Genomic DNA, 17070 nt, shown 5'->3' with positions numbered 1-17070 from the left:
CATCTTGCAATGAAAATATATAAGTGTCACGTTTAGCATTTTTATCAACGAATGGAAATGTCTCTGTATAATCAACTAAAGCTGCATCTCCTGTTGACCAGTTTGAGAGTTTAGAGGTCATCTTGACAGTTTTTTCTTGAAATACTCTATATCCTGTAGTAATGATATGATCCTCAAATCCATTGTATTTGAGATAAGATGACTGGTACAATGTTCGTTGTCGTGCTAGATGTTCACCGTAGATTCCATTTGAAAAGGTAATAGGAGTTTCAATGAGTGTTTGTTTTTCACTAGCCGTTAATGTATCATCAGTTGAGTAAGTATAAAAATCAAAGAAAACTTCACCATTAGGACCTAACTTTGCTTTTGAATCAAAAGCATCATATTTCATTCCAGCTTTTATCTCAATTTCAAAATCATTGATAGTTTTATCATAACCTAATTCAAGGTATCCATTTGGAGACTTCAGTCTATCGCTATCTTGTGGCAATGAGAGATTAATCCCATAGGCACTCCCTTGTGTATGATCTAACATACGACCTTTAAGTGTAAAGTCATAGTATTTAAGAGTTACTCCTAAAGAGTAATCTCGCATCCATACTGGTGCATACCCTGTTTGAGAAAGTCCTGTATTATCATATAATGGAGGTAGACTTAATACTCCTTGAGAAAATCCATCAGGACCAGCATACAGCTCTTTATTGTCCTCTTGATAATAAAAGTCTATTGTTGCATCAAAATTATCTGCTTGAAACTTTTTAATAAATTCAGCCATTCTATAATCGTATGAACCATACTTGAAAACAACTTTGTCATTTGATTCAAAATCTTTAAAATCTTCTGCATAAGTGATGATGTTAATTGATCCAGCATACGCATTTACACCATTGGTTTTACTTCCAGGTCCTCTAGTTACTTCGATCCTCTTGATCATCTCAATTGGCATTCCAAGGTACTCTGAGTAGGAATCAAAGAAAACATTGTTTACTAAAACATCATCAATAAAAAGTTTAGTTTGACCATATGCTTGAGGATTAGAACCCCTAAAAATTGGTGTTTGATTGTTGAAGTTATCTGTAGCCATATCAACACCAGGGACGAGTTGCAGAGCTTCTTTGAGGTTTGAGACTCCTAAATCTTCTAACTCTTTGCCTTTAAATACAGAGATGATATAGGGTTGATAATGTTCGTTCTGTTTGGTTATAGTTGCAACACTCTCAAAATGATTCATATCTTGAGAAATTAAAGATAAAACATCATCTTGTGCATTTAAGATTGTAAAATGTGCAAATATGAGGCAATTAATAGTTAAAAATTTATATAAAAAACGATGCTTCAACACTTTTCCCCCGCTCACACTACATACTGAATTTTATAATTATATTTTTTAATTTAACATTAATATACGTCTTTTCTTTACAACAATGTAACTCAAAGTACTCTATAACCATATTTTTGATACACTTTCACATATATTTTTAAGGTTTTTTTACTCAATGGCACTAATAGATTTACAAAACATCTCTAAACACTACTCTGCACAAAAGATTTTAGTAGATATTGATTTTCATGTTGATGAGAGTGAACGTATCGTTATCATCGGAAAAAATGGGAGTGGTAAGTCTACATTAATGAAGATTGTAAATGGTACGCTTGACGCTGATGAGGGTAAACGTATTATCCAAAACGACATTGAAGTAAAGATGCTCGACCAACGCCCAGTTTTTGAAGAGGGGCATAATGTTCGCGAAGCTGTTGAAGCTGGACTTGTTGAGATTAACCGTGCAAAAGCAAGATATGATGAACTCACCCATCTTTTAGCTGAAGATTTTGAAAACAAAACTCTTTTAAAAGAACACGAAAAACTCTCTAACTACATTGAACACCACTCAGCTTGGAATTTAGATGACAAGATCGAACGAATCATCCAACACTTTGATCTTAAACAGTATGAAGATAAACCAATAGCTCTACTTAGCGGTGGAGAACAAAGACGTGTTGCACTTGCTTCACTGCTACTACAAAAACCTGATGTATTACTTCTTGATGAACCTACTAACCACCTCGATGTATATATGGTTGAGTTCTTGGAAGAGCTACTTTTAAAAGAGAAGTTTACACTTGTTTTTATCTCTCACGATCGTTATTTTATAGACAGGGTTGCTACAAAGTCGGTCGAGGTTGAAGATTGTGCTCTGCGTGAATATAAAGGTGGGTACAGTGATTACCTTCAACAAAAAGAACAATACTTACAAAATCTCCAAAAACAGCATGAAACTTTACTCTCTTTACTCAAACGTGAAAATGAGTGGTATTCACGCGGTGTAAGAGCAAGACTTAAACGTAATGAAGGTCGTAAAGAGCGTTTAATGGAGTTACGAGAAGCGGCAAAAAACAATCCTAGTAAAATTAGAAAAATGTCTATGGAGTTGCAACGTGAAGCAAAACATTTCAACCGCCAAAAAAGTATAAACAAACAAAAAATGCTTTTTGAGATCGAAGACCTACATCTCAAACTTGGAGATAAAGAGCTTCTGCATGATTTTTCTACTCGTATACTTCAAAAAGATGTGATCGCAATCGTAGGACCAAACGGAAGTGGAAAATCTACCCTTTTAAAAACATTACTTGGACGCATTGAGCCAACAAGTGGCAAAATCAAACAAGGGGAATTTAGCATCGGTTATTTTGACCAACATCGTGAGATGTTAGATGATGATAAAAACCTGATTGAGACTTTTTGTCCAAATGGTGGGGATCGTGTAAGTGTACAGGGAAAAGATTTACACGTATATGGATACCTCAAAAATTTTCTTTTTCCAAGAGAGTTTTTAGATAAAAAGATAGGAGTACTTAGCGGTGGTGAGAAAAACCGTGTAGCACTTGCCCTACTTTTTACAAAAAAAGTAGATATTCTCATTCTTGATGAGCCAACCAATGATCTTGATATCCCAACGATCAATATCCTAGAAGAACAACTTACAAACTTCTCTGGGGCTGTCATACTAGTGAGTCATGATAGATATTTTGTAGATAAGATTGCAAAAAAACTTTTCATCTTTAAACGTGATCAAACGATCGAAGAATCATATCAAGATTATAGTGAGTACTTAGAGCTTGAAAAAGAGTTGCATGAGCTTGATAGTATGGAAAAAGAGGCTGAGTTAGAACAGGTAAAGCCAAAAGAAGAAATAAAAGAGAAATCAAAACCTGTTAAACTTACCTATAAAGAGAAAACTGCTTTAGAGAAACTTCCTGCCGAGATTGAAGAGTTAGAGCTCAAAATCGAAGAAAAAAATAATTGTCTAGCTGATCCAAAATGTTATGAACAAATTGGTATTTCAGTTTTAGCAAAAGAGTTAGAAGAGCTAGAGACACTTTATGAAGAAAAGGTGGAAGAACTACTTACTATAGAGGAAAAAGTGGAGGCTATAGAAAATGAAAGCTAAGCAATTTTTTGTCTTTATATTTGGATTAGTTCTTTGGTTTAGTCCCGTTCCTGATGGCTTAACTCTTCAAGCTTGGCATCTTTTTTCTATATTTATCTCCATAATTTTAGCTGTAATCATCCAAGCGTTTCCAATTTTTACAGCTTCAATCATTGGGCTTTCTTTTTCCATTTTAACACATACATTAGAACCAAAAGAGGCTTATGGTGGATTTTCTCAAAGTTTTATACTTTTAATCATTGTTGCTTTTTTGATTGCCCGTGGAGTTATAAAGTCAGGTCTTGGAAAACGTATCGCATTTTTGATTATCAAACGTTTTGGAAAGTCTTCGCTAGGTCTAGGGTACTCAATCATTGCAGCAGATATGTTTATAGCCCCTGCATTTCCAAGCAATACAGCACGAAGTGGTGTACTTTTCCCAATTGTGAATGCACTGGCAGCGGATAGCGGTTCAAAAGTGGCTGATGGGACTCGTAAAAAACTGGGAGCTTATCTTATGATGACTTCAATGGCAGGAATTACCATATCTTCTGCTATGTGGCTTACAGCGATGGCAGCAAATCCAGCTGGTGTAAAAATGGCTGCAGAGTTTGGGATAAATATCACATTTGGCTCTTGGACACTCGCTGCTTTTTTACCAACACTTTTAGCTTTTGTTGCTATCCCTTGGGTACTTTTTAAGATATTTCCTCCCCAGATAAAACAAACTCCAGATGCTCCAGAGATTGCAAAAAAAGAGTTAGAGCATATGGGTGGTGTGCATAAAAATGAGTATATTATGGGCTTTACCTTTATTGCAATGCTCACCCTTTGGGTACTCTCCCCTATTTTTGGATTTGATAAAACAGCAGTTGCATTTTTAGGTCTTGGGGCAATCATGATAAGTAAAATCTTTACACTTGATGATCTAGCCCATGAGGGTAGAGCATTAGGGACACTTATTTGGTTTGGGATTCTTTACTCAATGAGTTCAGAACTTAATCATCTAGGGTTTATGTCTTGGCTAGGTAGTCATATATCTGATTTTGTAGTTGGATACTCTTGGATTAATGTATATCTAATGCTTGTCATTGCTTATGTATTTATACACTACTTTTTTGTTTCTCAAACTGCACAGATGTTAGCTCTTTTCTCAGTCTTTTTGGGAGTTGGTATAGATGCTGGAGTACCTGCACAGCTACTTGCTTTTATGCTTCTTTTTGCAACAAATTTTAATGCAATGATAACACCGCAAGGTTCATCGGCAAATGTCATCTATCTTGGTTCTGGATATATCAAGTCAAATGAAGTTTATAAATTTGGAGGGATAATTACTTTGTTAAATACTCTGATCTATTTAGTTTTTGGGAGTTTTTGGATTGTAGCAGTAGTGTAAAAGCAGAGAAATTTTTCTCTCTACTTTTGTGCTTCTTTTAAGCTATCTGCAATTAAAAATGCTAACTCTAAAGATTGATCTGCATTTAAACGAGGATCACAGTGTGTATGGTAACGTGAACTTAAATCTTCCTCAGTTACCGTAAAACTTCCACCGATACACTCAGTTACGTTTTTACCAGTCATCTCTAAATGCACACCACCAGCGTGAGTACCTTCTGCTTTATGCACTTGGAAGAACTGTTTCATCTCAGTTAATATATCATCTACTGGGCGAGTTTTATAGTTGTTTGAAGACTTAATTGTATTTCCATGCATTGGATCACAAGACCATACCACATTTAACCCCTCTTTTTCAATTGCACGGATTAATGGTGGTAAACCTTCAGCTACTTTATTTGCACCCATACGAACAATGATGTTCAAGCGTCCAGCTTCATTGTCAGGATTTACTGCATTTGCAAGTTTGACTAATTCTTGTGGGTCCATAGATGGACCTGCTTTAATACCTATAGGGTTTTTAATCCCTTTCATATACTCAACATGTGCACCATCAAGTTGGCGTGTACGATCACCAATCCAAACCATATGAGCTGCGACGTTATACCAATCACCTGTAAGTGAATCTTTTCTAGTAAAAGCTTCTTCATATGGTAATAAAAGTGCTTCATGTGAAGTGAAAAAGTCTGTTTCACGAAGTGTTCTATATGTCTTAGAAGTTACACCACACGCTTCCATAAATTTGAGTGAATTTTGGATATCATCTGCAAGTTTTTCATACTTTTGGACTACCTCTCCTTTGTGAGCAAAATCGAGTGTCCATTTATGTACTTGATGTAAGTCTGCCATACCACCTGAAGCGAATGCACGGAGTAAGTTTTGCGTTGCCGCTGCTTGGTTATACGCTTTTATCATACGCTCTGGATCAGGCACACGTGCACTTGATTCAAAATCAACACTATTGATAATATCTCCACGGTAAGAATCTAGTGTCACACCATCGATCGTTTCAGTATCGCTAGAGCGCGGTTTTGCGAACTGCCCACCTAAACGCCCAACTTTGACAACTGGTAGCCCTCCAGCATATGTCATTACCACTGCCATCTGCATTAAAGCTTTAAAAGTATCACGGATATTGTCTGCGTGAAACTCACTAAAACTCTCTGCACAATCTCCACCTTGAAGTAAAAATGCTTTTCCATTAGCTACATTTGCAAGTTGTTCTTTGAGTGAACGAACCTCTCCCGCAAAAACTAAAGGTGGATAATTTTTCAATTCTGCCAACACCGCATTTAACTTCTCTCGATCAGGGTAAGTTGGTTGTTGTAAAATTGGCTTTTCTCTCCAGCTAGATGGGGTCCATATACTCATAATTATTACCTTAATATAATATTTTGCGCAATTCTATCTAAATATAGTTAAAATGGGAATATATCGCAATAAAAGTTTACTTTATGGTTAATTTTTGTATAATCGCTTTCATAAATTTCATGGAGTTTTCAATTGAAAAAAGATGACTTAAAATCACTTGTCACGCAATTATATAATGATCTCATTGACAATATTGATGCCCAAGAGCGTCCAAATAAAGAACAAGTTGTAGAGTATCTTCAAGATTCAGCAATCACAATTCAATCACTCCATGAAGATGAAATCGACACACTTGAACACGCAAAACAAGCATTTACAAATGCTTATAAAATTATTGCTGAACAAGGTATCTGCTCTTATCAAGAAACAAGTAATAAATTTTTAGACTTAACAGAACAACATCAAGAAAACCTTTTGAGATATAAAGAGGATTCTCTTGTAGATGTACACAAAATCACTGAAAAATTTGAAGAGATTCACCTTCATATGACAGAAGAGGTGCATCGTGCAAATGGTGTTATTCATGATTTGTATGATCGCATAAAAGAGTTAGAAGAAAGCTCACAACTTGATCCTTTAACAAGAGTTTATAATAGACGTGCCCTGCACTCGTATATAACGCAAGTTTGTGCAAAAGGAAAGCTGCAACACGAGCTTCATTTTCTTATACTTGACATAGATGATTTTAAAAATATCAACGATACTTACGGACATGTTGCTGGGGATAAAGTTCTTATTTTCCTTGCAAACCTTCTTAAAAAAACGCTTCGCGATGGAGATAAAATTTTTAGATATGGTGGAGAAGAGTTTGTAATTATTCTTAATAGAATTGATGATGAACACTGTACACAAATTTCACAGAGAATTTTAAAACTTGTAGGCTCAAATAAACTTATTTACAAAGGGACAACTTTACAAGTAACTGTAAGCATAGGTTCTACAAAATACCATGATGGTGATACTATGGAAGACCTTTTAGAAAGAGCTGATACAGCACTATACAAATCAAAAAACAATGGTAAAAATCAAATGAATATGGAAAAAAAATAAATGGAATTAAACTATTTTGATATTATAGCTGGTACAATCATTTTATTACTTGGTTTAAAAGGGATTATTAACGGATTTTTCAAAGAAGTTTTTGGACTTGTAGGGATCATTGGTGGTATCTTTATAGCATCACGTATAGGGGATGATGTTGGTCAATATTTAAGTGATCTCATTTTTAAATTTTCAAATCAATCAGCTATCAGTTTTACAGGTTTTTTAGTTTCATTGGCAATCTTTTGGGTTCTAATGATTGTAACTGGAATGGTATTTCAAAAGCTCAGTAAATTAAGCGGTTTAGGAGCACTTGATAAAATTTTAGGGTTTGTTTTTGGTGCAAGTAAATTCTTTTTAATTGCTGCAGTTATTGCATTTGCTATTAGCAACATCAAATCTCTAAAACCTACAATGGACTCTTTGATGAACAATAGTATTTTGTACCCTGTATTTGTTTCAACAGGAGGGTTTATTATGAAAATAGACCCTATTGAAGAAGTTGCTAATGTAGAGGAAAATATAGACACATTAACACAAAAAGCGGAGGATGCGACTCAAGAGATCGTCAAAGATTCTATTGAACAAAAAATAATTGAGATCAATAGAACAATTCAAGAAACAAATATCACTCAAGAGAAGTAATTATGGCAAAGATAGAAACAGACTTTAACGACAGAACAATTGAGTACAATCAACTTCTGGATGATTTTAAAAATCTAATCAAAAAGAATAATCTAAAATTTACTATTCAACGTGAAGTAATTTTAGAGACTCTTTATAATTCTGATGAGCATTTAACACCTGAAGAGTTACATAGGGTTATCCAAGAGAAGTATCCAGAGCTCAATACTGGAATTGCAACTATTTATAGAACTTTATCACTCTTAGAAGATTCAAATATCGTCACTTCATTATCTTTTGGAGCGCAAGGGAAAAAATATGAACTTGGTGCGAAAGATCATCATGACCATTTTATTTGTACACAATGTGGTGCAATATTTGAGTTTGTAGATGAAGAGATCGAAAAACGCCAACATAAGATTGCAGATGATTTAGGTTTTAAGATGCTTGATCACTCTATGCAAATCTACGGCATTTGTAAATCATGCCAAGAAAAAAAATAAATTTAAAAAGAAGGAATAGTTTTTGATTTTTGACAATAAATTTGTACAACAAAGAATCCAAAAAGCAAAAGTGTTAAAAGAGTCTGGTTTTAATCCGTATTCTAACGACTCACAAAGAAATACAACGATAAAAAAATATATAAATGTTAATCAAGATATTTTTGACAAAGATGAAAAACGTGATGAAAAACGTCACTATATAGTAAGTGGTCGTATTAAACTACTTCGTATCATGGGTAAAGCTAGTTTTGCTAAGATCGAAGATGAAAGCGGAATGTTACAAGTCTACATCGCACGTGATAATCTTCCTGAAGGCTTTTACAATGAAACTTTTAAAAAGAACATTGAAGTTGGTGATATCATCGAAGTTGCAGGGTATCCTTTTGTAACTGGTAAAGGTGAGCTCTCTTTACATGTCGATGAACTTAAACTTTTAACAAAGGCAATTTCGCCATTACCTGAAAAATTTCATGGGATTACAGATAAAGAGATCAGATATAGAAAACGCTATCTTGACCTTATTATGAATGCTGAAGTTCGCCGTACATTTCAAATCCGTTCACAAGTGATCTCACTAACGAGAAGATTTTTTGAAGACAAAGGGTTTTTAGAAGTTGAAACTCCAATGATGCACCCTATCGCTGGTGGAGCGAATGCAAAACCATTTGTAACGCATCACAATGCACTTGGAATTGATAGATATTTAAGAATTGCACCTGAGCTTTACCTCAAAAGACTTATAGTTGGGGGATTTGAAGCAGTATTTGAGATCAATAGAAACTTTAGAAATGAAGGGATGGATGCTACGCATAACCCTGAATTTACCTCGATCGAGTTTTACTGGGCTTACAAAACATATAAAGATTTAATTGTAATTACAAAAGAGTACTTTCACTATCTTTTCGATCACTTAAATTTACCTACTATTCTACCTTATGGTGAGATGGAGGTTAATTTTGATAATTTTACAGAGATTCCACTTATCCAATCACTTTCAGAAATTGGTGGAGTTCCAGCTGAAATCGTAAACGATAAAGATAAAATTGTAGAGTTCTTAAAATCTAAAAATATAGATGTAAATGAAAGCATGAACCTTGGGCAACTTCAAGGAGAGCTTTTTGATGAATTTGTTGAAGAAAAACTTATCGACCCAACATTTATCACAGAGTACCCTGTAGAGATTTCACCCCTTGCTCGTAGAAGTGATGCAAATCCTGCTATCACTGAGCGTTTTGAGCTTTTCATTGCAGGTCGTGAGATCGCAAATGCCTTTAGTGAGTTAAATGATCCAGTTGACCAATTAGAGCGCTTTGAGGGACAAATGGCAGCTAAAGACAGTGGTGATGATGAAGCACATGAGATGGATAGTGACTTTGTTGAAGCACTAAGCTATGGTATGGCACCAACAGCAGGTCAAGGGATAGGAATCGATAGACTTGTAATGTTACTTACAAATGAGCATAGTATCCGTGATGTACTTCTTTTCCCTGCTATGAAACCACTTAACCACGAACTAAATTCTGACGAAGAGGAATAATAATTTACAAGTCTAAAGGGCTAATAACCTTAGACTTGTTCATCTTTGATCTTCAATGGAAGTGGCACCGTTCTGTCTTTTAATGATTTACTATCCCATATATAAACCTTATCGAAACCAAAGTCTATATCTTTTATGCGTATGTTTTGTACAGCCATCAGTGGTACCTTTGGTACAACACTTCAGGTTCCAAAGCTATAAATGACAAGCAGTTGTCATTTATTTTACGCTTTTCACATTCTAAGTCCACATCCGTACATTAGTTTAATCATAAGCTGGTATATGCCATTCATGTTTACAATGATGCTATGCACTTCTTCTTTAGTCAGAACTACTGGTATATGCTTTCGCTGTTGTGCTCGGAGTGCTTGGATATTCCATGTACTAATATCTACACCTAAAACTTCTCTATATAAAAACAATAAAGCACTAAAGGCTTGATTTTCTAAAGAAACATTTTGCTACGCAAAAGCGATTCTCTTGTTTTGTGTAGTTGGTGATACTTTTTTAGTTGTTGCTAAAAATGTTAAAAACTCTTCTATCTCTTTTTTCCCTAAATCAACAGGATGCCGTTTATTATGAAAAAAAATATAGTGCTTTATCCAAAACACATAGGTCTTTTCTGTAGAGATACTATAGTGTTTAAATCTGATTTTATCTCTTACAATATCAAGTAACTTCTTTTTCATTTTAACTCCTCAAATTAAACATGCAAAATGTACATTTAACACTTTTTTTTTAACGATTAAACGACAAAATGTTCAAATAACGGCTATTATATTTTTAAATCTACATTGAATTTTAGAAGTTTTTTTAAAAAAATCATCAAAATATTGCATTTTGCAATAAAAATACAATTAAAACAAACATTTTTTGTGTCATTTAATTTGGATATTTAGAGTTGTTTTGTATATAATGTTCGTTGAATAAATAGATGCGACGTACCCGCTTCGCGTATACGTCGCATCGGTCGCGCTGAACACTGAACGTGCCACCTACCATTTGCTGGTCTCCGCTTCGCTACGTCCATCAAATGCCAGGAGTCACACACCAAGCCATCCTCCAGAAATCAGCAAGCTAATTTATGAAGTCTGACTTTGTGGTGCTCAGCGCCACCGTTAGATATAGGAGAAAATATGGGTCACTATGATACAGCACAAGTATGTTTAAATGGTCATACAATTAATGACACAGTAAATCGTCATCCAGAATTTAATCAAAAGTTTTGTGATAAATGTGGAGCTGAGACCATAACAGCTTGTCCAGAATGCGAAACTCCTATCCGAGGCGATTATCATGTTGACGGCGTAGTAGCAATAGGACATCAATATACGCCACCATCATACTGTCATAACTGCGGGAATGCTTTTCCATGGTTGCAAACAGCACTAGAGAGTGCACAAGAATTATTGGATATTGACGAATCAATCAATGATTCTGATAAAGCACTCCTTATTAATTCAATGAAAGAAATTTCAAAAGATACTCCAAAAACAGAAGTTAATGCACTCAAAATCAAGAAAATTGCAAAAAAACTAGGTTCTGATACCTATGATGCATTTATTAAAATTGCTGTTGATGTTGGAACAGAAATAGCGAAAAAATCATTGTTGGGTAGTTAATATCTAACAAATCAGAGGAGCCAATAAATTACCCTGCGGGCAATTTATTGGCTCATTTCAAACGTTAGTGAATAATAAAGACTATTATATATAAGGAACTATTTTGTCATTAGAACAAAGTCCATATAAACTTGCTTTTGTTACTGCATTACTAGCAGGTATTTTTTCCTCAATTGGTGGATATTTTTTGTCAAATATTCAAGCAGAGCATGTAATGAAAGCAAAACAATTTGAATATAGAATACTAGCCTACCAATCATTTTTAGAAAAAATTGACAGAAAAAGGTCACCTCTAATAAGTAGATTACTTTCCATAGGTTCTTTAGCTGATACAGTAGCTACCGATGGAGAAATACAAACATTTGAAAACAATATTTTTGAACTATTACAAGAATTAAATACACAAGAAGCATATTGGATGATAAATAATGATTTTAATATATTAAGACTACATGGAGATAAAAAAACAAGAGAGTATTGTGATGATATATTGCTTTTAATAAGTTTAAGAGATTTTGAAATTAATTGGAATAAATATCCAACAAAAGTACAAACTTACTATAAGGATTGGAGAAAAAATCAAGATAATGGTATAGCTTACGGATGGGAAGAACAAGTTTCAGGAGATGAAAGATTAATGGTAATTATGGTGGGTAAATTATTCAATACATTAATTTCACATATGAATGAAACAAGTATATAAATTCTCTAACAAAACCTTGGAGAGAAATATTTGACCCTGTGACTCAAATATTTCTCAACTCAAACGTTAGAGATAACTTCCTTAGAAATCACCTTTAGCAGCACGCTCTGGAACTTTTTCCATTGCTTCTTTAACTTTCAATGCAGCTTCTAACATCTCTTTTGGAAGTGGTTTACCACCGTGGATAGCCAGTGTCATATCCATACTGATCAAGTTTGCATGTCCATCACCGTATTGGACGTACATGATTCTACACGGCATAAAACCACCATACCATTGTGAATAGTTCAAAAATATTTTTGCAGTTGTTAAGTTACATAAAGAATAAATTCTTGCTTCTTTTACCTCATCTGGAGCAGCATCCTCTTTTGTATACATCTTTACATAACCAGTAAGTCTCATATTGTACTCTTCTGTAAGTGCTGTGATAGACTCTTTTACATCATCACCAGTGATACCCTCTTCAACTTCCCATGTTTTCATCATAGCACGTGCTGGATCACCATTTGTTAAAATGTTGTCAAACATAGCCATAAAAGCTGGCATCGCTTTTTCATCTAATGAACTTACTTGTGAACCAAATTTAGCATACATTCCAATCACAGCTATAATAACTACAGCTCCTATAAATGCTAGTAGATTTTTAATCATTCCATAATCCTTCGTTTGTTTTATATCGTTATCGTATCACATTTTGCCTTTATATAAATTTATCTTTTTCTCTATTTGTGTGCAAAAAATGATACTTTTATCCTAAAAAAAACAAATATTAATAAAATATAAAAAAAATTTTATAGTTATGATGTATAATAAATCTTTTAAAGGGGTTTAAATGAGTAAAAAATTCTTTTTTGTTTTATTTTTTCATTTATTTTGTTTAAATGTTTTCGCTGATACATCTATAGTTGAAAGTGTTACAACTGCAGATGAAGATTCTACAATGTGGATCGCTTTATTTGGTCTTGGGTTGATTGGTATCTTAGCACTTTTTCTTTCATCTGAAGAGATAAAAAAATACAAAAGAAAAAGAGAAAAAGAGGATGAGATACAAAAACAAAAAGATGATAAACAAGATAGTATCATCTCTAAAATGAGTAAAGATATCTATGAGATTGCTAAAGATGGAACTTCATTACAAAAAGTGGGAGGCTCAAATATAGCCAAATCTGAGAATCAATTACTTACAATTACGACAAACCTTATCGATTTCTTACGTATAAAATCAAAAAAAGTTATCGTAGCAAATCAAGACTTTAAACTCTCAAACTTACTCAATGAAATCTCTGGAACATTAAAAACAAATACAAAACGAAAAGAGTTTGAACTACTTTATAGCATTGGTGAAAATATCTCTAAAAATTTAAACTCCGATACCTTGAACATTAGTAAGATACTTGTCGATATTCTCCTTTACTGTGTTGATAACAATGCGACACAACTTCATGTAGATATTAAAAGAACAAGTCTAAACTCCAAAGATGATCAACTTTCATTTATTATCTCAACAAACTATGTTTTAGATGCTGAAAATGAGGTTAATATTTTCCGTTCTAACTATAATGATGAAACAGAAGAGTATGATAGTCTTGGTTTATTTATAGCAAAAGAGCTTGCAAAACTTATGAAAGGTGATTTAATCGCTAGAAACGATGATAATAAAAACCTTGAATTTATTTTTAATATCCCATACTTAGAAGCTGAAGAGCAAGAGCATAAATATAGTATCCAAAATGAAAGCATAGAACCGAAAAATATTTTAGTTATTGACTCATCAAAAAATTCAGCACAAAATACACAAAAAATTCTTCTATCATTAGGGCATAAAGTTAAAGTTGTAGATAAAGAGTTTTATATAGACTATGTTGAGTATTTTGATATCTATGATGTTATTTTTCTCGATGAAAAACTTTTTACCAACAAAGTTGTCGCAAAATTAGAAACCCTCAATTGTAGATCGATCTCTACTTCAAATCTTTTTACGATAAAAGAGGAGTTTCCAAATGCAAATATTGCAGATATGCAAGCGACAAAACCTTTTACACTATGGCAAGTCAGTAGTTTACTCCATAAACTTTTTATAGCCGATCATGATATCTCTGTAGTTTCAACAAATAAAGCAGTAAATTCAGGAACAAAACCTGTTCATAGAAACTCTTTTCAATCTACAAAAAATGTATCTTTAAGTAGTTTTGTTAGGTTTCAAAACAATAAAGTTTTACTTGTTGAAGATAACATCATAAATCAAAAAGTTTTTGTTGGTGTACTTGGAAAATCAGATATGCATATAACTGTTGCAAACCATGGTAAAGAGGCTTTAAATATCCTTGCAAATGATAAAAATTACGATATTATTTTTATGGATATAAATATGCCAGTTATGGATGGGTATACTGCAACACTAAAAATGAGAGAAAACAATGAGTACAATGAAATTCCAATCATAGCACTTACTACTTTAACATCAAAAGATGAAGTCGCAAAAATGTTTGCTTCTGGGATGAATGGGTACTTACCAAAACCATTACTAAAAGAAAAGCTTTACACTGTTCTTGCTACTTTTTTAAATAATCAGCACATTATTCAAGACAAAGAGATTGCCGAAGAGACAGAAGAACTCAAAAAACTTGATGGATTAAATATAGTTGTTGGTATCTCTAAATCTAGCTCAAATGAGGTATTTTATAAAGAGATTCTTACAGAGTTCAAAGATGCTTATGGTGAAAGTGATAAACTTTTTGAAAAATTAGTTCACGATTTTAGATATGAACAACTACGTATAGTTTGTATCGATCTTAAAGGATTGAGTGGAACTATTGGAGCAGAAAAACTCTATACAATTCTCTCAGATATTTTACAAAAACTATTACTCAAAAAATACGATTTTATCCCTGAACTAGTACAGCAATATACAAAAGAATTAAAAGTAGTAAATAGTTCAATTGACAAATATCTAGGCTAATCAGCATTTTCTTAGCTCTTTTTTTGTATAATCCCACAAGATTATAAAGTAAGGGAACATAAGAAAATGAGCTTTTTAAAAGAGTTTGATGAAGAAGTATATAACTTATGCGAAAAAGAGTTAGAGCGACAAACTGACCACTTAGAGATGATAGCATCTGAAAACTTTACACTTCCAGCTGTAATGGAAGCGATGGGTAGTGTTTTTACAAACAAATACGCTGAGGGTTATCCTGCAAAAAGATATTACGGTGGATGTGAATACGCTGATGGTGTAGAACAATTAGCAATCGATCGTGCTTGTAAACTTTTTAACTGTAACTATGCGAATGTACAACCTCACTCTGGTAGCCAAGCAAATGGTGCAGTATATGCAGCACTTTTAAAAGCTGGTGAAAAAATTCTTGGAATGGACTTAAGCCACGGTGGGCACTTAACACATGGTTCAAAACCAAGCTTTTCTGGAAAAAACTACCAATCTTTTACATACGGTGTTGAGCTTGACGGTAGAATTAACTACGATAGAGTTATGGATATTGCAAAAATCACTCAACCAAAGATTATCGTTTGTGGTGCTTCAGCATATGCTCGTGAGATTGACTTTAAAAAATTTCGTGAAATTGCTGATGCTGTTGGTGCTATTTTATTTGCTGATATCGCTCACATTGCTGGTTTAGTTGCTGCTGGTGAACACCCTAGTCCATTCCCTTATGCTGATGTTGTAACAACTACTACACACAAAACTCTTGCAGGTCCTCGTGGTGGTATGATTATGACAAACGATGAAGAGATAGCTAAAAAAATCAACTCTGCTATCTTCCCAGGTCTTCAAGGTGGACCACTTGTACATGTGATCGCTGCAAAAGCTGTTGGTTTTAAACACAACCTAAGCGATGAGTGGAAAGAGTACGCGAAGCAAGTAAAGAAAAATGCTGCTGTTCTAGCTGATGTTTTAATTAAACGTGGTTATGATGTAGTAAGTGATGGAACAGATAATCACTTAGTACTTGTAAGCTTTTTAAACAAAGAGTTCAGTGGGAAAGATGCAGATGCTGCTCTTGGAAATGCTGGTATCACTGTAAATAAAAACACAGTTCCAGGTGAAACAAGAAGTCCATTTGTTACTTCAGGTATCCGTGTAGGAAGTCCAGCTTTAACTTCTCGTGGGATGAAAGAGCAAGAGTTTGAACTTATCGCAAATAAAATGGCTGATGTTTTAGATGATATTAACAACACAGAGTTACAAGCCAAAGTAAAAGAGGAACTTAAAACTTTAGCTCAAAATTTTGTTATCTATAACCAAGCTACTTACTAGGTGATATGATGACTGCAATGGATCTCAAACTCATCAAAATGGTAAGCGATCACTACTGGATCAAACGTGATACAGTAGTAGATAAAATAACCTTTAAAGGTCGCACTTTTTACAACAAATTTGAAAAAGTTAATGAGATGCTTTCACAATCTGTTATCAATCAACACCTTAAAGGTGAGATTACAGTTGCCCATTCGCTAGTGAATAAATTCAACAAAGTTGAAAATATTGTCATCGATTATAATGGAAGAGATCCAGAGCGTTTTTATCATAAAACACAACTACTTCTTCGTGAAGAGGGATATATCAACTTTACTGCTTATAAAACAAAAACTGAAGGGCATTTGCATGTGTATATCCATAAAGGACATACTACCCTTCAAGAAGCTATTCAACTTGGGAAAACTTTAAGTATGAAACTAGCAGCAAAACAGCCAAAACAATGGCGCATGTTTCCCAATAATGATATGCCAGATGAGTATAATATTTTAACTTTGCCATATGAAGTGTACGCAAAAGAGCGTGGAGCTTCTTGGTCAAAGCATATGTAAGTTGTCTATTTATTCTATTTTT

The 17070-nt window shown here is 33.8% G+C and carries 16 protein-coding genes; 11 read left to right on the top strand and 5 right to left on the bottom strand.

The features are described from left to right. The coding region (locus tag ACQY56_RS10245) for a TonB-dependent receptor (RefSeq protein WP_428743758.1) at window positions 1-1339 on the bottom strand (1339 nt) is incomplete at its 3' end. A 157-nt stretch (window positions 1340-1496) separates the two neighbouring features. Between ACQY56_RS10245 and abc-f the strand changes: the two genes are divergently transcribed. Further along, entirely contained in the window at window positions 1497-3449 is a 1953-nt protein-coding gene (gene abc-f / locus ACQY56_RS10240; protein WP_428739120.1) for a ribosomal protection-like ABC-F family protein, read from the top strand. Continuing rightward, window positions 3439-4824, top strand: a complete 1386-nt coding sequence (locus ACQY56_RS10235; RefSeq protein WP_428739119.1) for a DASS family sodium-coupled anion symporter — start codon at window positions 3439-3441, stop codon at window positions 4822-4824. Before abc-f ends, ACQY56_RS10235 begins: the two co-directional genes overlap by 11 nt. Window positions 4825-4844: 20 nt before the next feature. On the opposite strand, the gene ACQY56_RS10230 is transcribed toward ACQY56_RS10235, so the two are convergent. Beyond that, window positions 4845-6194 carry a class II 3-deoxy-7-phosphoheptulonate synthase gene (locus ACQY56_RS10230; RefSeq protein ID WP_428739118.1) on the bottom strand — a complete coding sequence of 450 codons (1350 nt, stop codon included), beginning with the start codon at window positions 6192-6194 and terminating at the stop codon, window positions 4845-4847. A gap of 132 nt (window positions 6195-6326) precedes the next feature. Between ACQY56_RS10230 and ACQY56_RS10225 the strand changes: the two genes are divergently transcribed. The 4 genes from ACQY56_RS10225 to lysS are packed head-to-tail and all read left to right on the top strand — an operon-like array spanning window position 6327 to window position 9899. Then, the gene (locus tag ACQY56_RS10225) at window positions 6327-7244 is read left to right on the top strand and encodes a GGDEF domain-containing protein (protein WP_428739117.1); all 918 of its coding nucleotides are present in this window, start codon (window positions 6327-6329) and stop codon (window positions 7242-7244) included. Beyond that, the gene (locus ACQY56_RS10220) at window positions 7245-7880 is read left to right on the top strand and encodes a CvpA family protein (protein ID WP_428739116.1); all 636 of its coding nucleotides are present in this window, start codon (window positions 7245-7247) and stop codon (window positions 7878-7880) included. Between the two features lie 2 nt (window positions 7881-7882). Then, window positions 7883-8362 carry a Fur family transcriptional regulator gene (locus ACQY56_RS10215; protein ID WP_428739115.1) on the top strand — a complete coding sequence of 160 codons (480 nt, stop codon included), beginning with the start codon at window positions 7883-7885 and terminating at the stop codon, window positions 8360-8362. A gap of 22 nt (window positions 8363-8384) precedes the next feature. Continuing rightward, window positions 8385-9899 carry a lysine--tRNA ligase gene (gene lysS / locus ACQY56_RS10210; protein ID WP_428739114.1) on the top strand — a complete coding sequence of 505 codons (1515 nt, stop codon included), beginning with the start codon at window positions 8385-8387 and terminating at the stop codon, window positions 9897-9899. Window positions 9900-9928: 29 nt separating this feature from the next. Here lysS and ACQY56_RS10205 read toward each other — a convergent pair whose 3' ends face one another. Then, window positions 9929-10057: a hypothetical protein gene (locus ACQY56_RS10205; RefSeq protein WP_428739113.1), complete on the bottom strand. Its 129-nt coding sequence runs from the start codon at window positions 10055-10057 to the stop codon at window positions 9929-9931. 303 nt (window positions 10058-10360) lie between these two features. Further along, window positions 10361-10588 (bottom strand): phage integrase N-terminal SAM-like domain-containing protein, encoded by a 228-nt coding sequence (locus ACQY56_RS10200; RefSeq protein ID WP_428739962.1) that lies wholly within the window; start codon window positions 10586-10588, stop codon window positions 10361-10363. Window positions 10589-11035: 447 nt separating this feature from the next. Here ACQY56_RS10200 and ACQY56_RS10195 point away from each other — a divergent pair, with 447 nt between their 5' ends. Next, window positions 11036-11521, top strand: a complete 486-nt coding sequence (locus ACQY56_RS10195; protein ID WP_428739111.1) for a DUF2321 domain-containing protein — start codon at window positions 11036-11038, stop codon at window positions 11519-11521. Between the two features lie 103 nt (window positions 11522-11624). Continuing rightward, window positions 11625-12224 carry a hypothetical protein gene (locus tag ACQY56_RS10190; protein ID WP_428739110.1) on the top strand — a complete coding sequence of 200 codons (600 nt, stop codon included), beginning with the start codon at window positions 11625-11627 and terminating at the stop codon, window positions 12222-12224. Window positions 12225-12305: 81 nt separating this feature from the next. Here the strand turns inward: ACQY56_RS10190 and ACQY56_RS10185 are convergent, their stop codons facing one another. Beyond that, on the bottom strand, window positions 12306-12875 hold the full coding sequence (locus ACQY56_RS10185; protein ID WP_428739109.1) for a DUF302 domain-containing protein: 570 nt from the start codon (window positions 12873-12875) through the stop codon (window positions 12306-12308). Window positions 12876-13056: 181 nt separating this feature from the next. Here ACQY56_RS10185 and ACQY56_RS10180 point away from each other — a divergent pair, with 181 nt between their 5' ends. The 3 genes from ACQY56_RS10180 (at window position 13057) to ACQY56_RS10170 (ending at window position 17048) form a co-directional block, all read left to right on the top strand. Then, window positions 13057-15183: a response regulator gene (locus ACQY56_RS10180; RefSeq protein ID WP_428739108.1), complete on the top strand. Its 2127-nt coding sequence runs from the start codon at window positions 13057-13059 to the stop codon at window positions 15181-15183. A 66-nt stretch (window positions 15184-15249) separates the two neighbouring features. Next, window positions 15250-16497 (top strand): serine hydroxymethyltransferase, encoded by a 1248-nt coding sequence (locus tag ACQY56_RS10175; RefSeq protein ID WP_428739107.1) that lies wholly within the window; start codon window positions 15250-15252, stop codon window positions 16495-16497. Between the two features lie 8 nt (window positions 16498-16505). Then, a complete protein-coding gene (locus ACQY56_RS10170; RefSeq protein WP_428739106.1) occupies window positions 16506-17048 on the top strand; it encodes a DUF1882 domain-containing protein in 543 nt (180 codons plus the stop codon). Window positions 17049-17070: the final 22 nt, after the last annotated feature.

The sequence above is a fragment of the Sulfurimonas sp. genome, from assembly GCF_050296975.1.
Lineage (GTDB): Bacteria > Campylobacterota > Campylobacteria > Campylobacterales > Sulfurimonadaceae > Sulfurimonas.
Note: the sequence above shows the minus strand (reverse complement) of the source record. Positions and strands in the feature narration are given on the sequence as shown.

Coding starts and splice junctions, on each gene's coding strand:
- ACQY56_RS10220 (WP_428739116.1), top strand. CDS start 7,245: ATGGAATTAAACTATTTTGATATTATAGCTGGTACAATCATTTTATTA.
- ACQY56_RS10180 (WP_428739108.1), top strand. CDS start 13,057: ATGAGTAAAAAATTCTTTTTTGTTTTATTTTTTCATTTATTTTGTTTA.
- ACQY56_RS10205 (WP_428739113.1), bottom strand. CDS start 10,057: ATGGCTGTACAAAACATACGCATAAAAGATATAGACTTTGGTTTCGAT.
- ACQY56_RS10230 (WP_428739118.1), bottom strand. CDS start 6,194: ATGAGTATATGGACCCCATCTAGCTGGAGAGAAAAGCCAATTTTACAA.
- ACQY56_RS10185 (WP_428739109.1), bottom strand. CDS start 12,875: ATGATTAAAAATCTACTAGCATTTATAGGAGCTGTAGTTATTATAGCT.
- ACQY56_RS10175 (WP_428739107.1), top strand. CDS start 15,250: ATGAGCTTTTTAAAAGAGTTTGATGAAGAAGTATATAACTTATGCGAA.
- abc-f (WP_428739120.1), top strand. CDS start 1,497: ATGGCACTAATAGATTTACAAAACATCTCTAAACACTACTCTGCACAA.
- ACQY56_RS10195 (WP_428739111.1), top strand. CDS start 11,036: ATGGGTCACTATGATACAGCACAAGTATGTTTAAATGGTCATACAATT.
- ACQY56_RS10215 (WP_428739115.1), top strand. CDS start 7,883: ATGGCAAAGATAGAAACAGACTTTAACGACAGAACAATTGAGTACAAT.
- ACQY56_RS10200 (WP_428739962.1), bottom strand. CDS start 10,588: ATGAAAAAGAAGTTACTTGATATTGTAAGAGATAAAATCAGATTTAAA.
- ACQY56_RS10235 (WP_428739119.1), top strand. CDS start 3,439: ATGAAAGCTAAGCAATTTTTTGTCTTTATATTTGGATTAGTTCTTTGG.
- ACQY56_RS10170 (WP_428739106.1), top strand. CDS start 16,506: ATGACTGCAATGGATCTCAAACTCATCAAAATGGTAAGCGATCACTAC.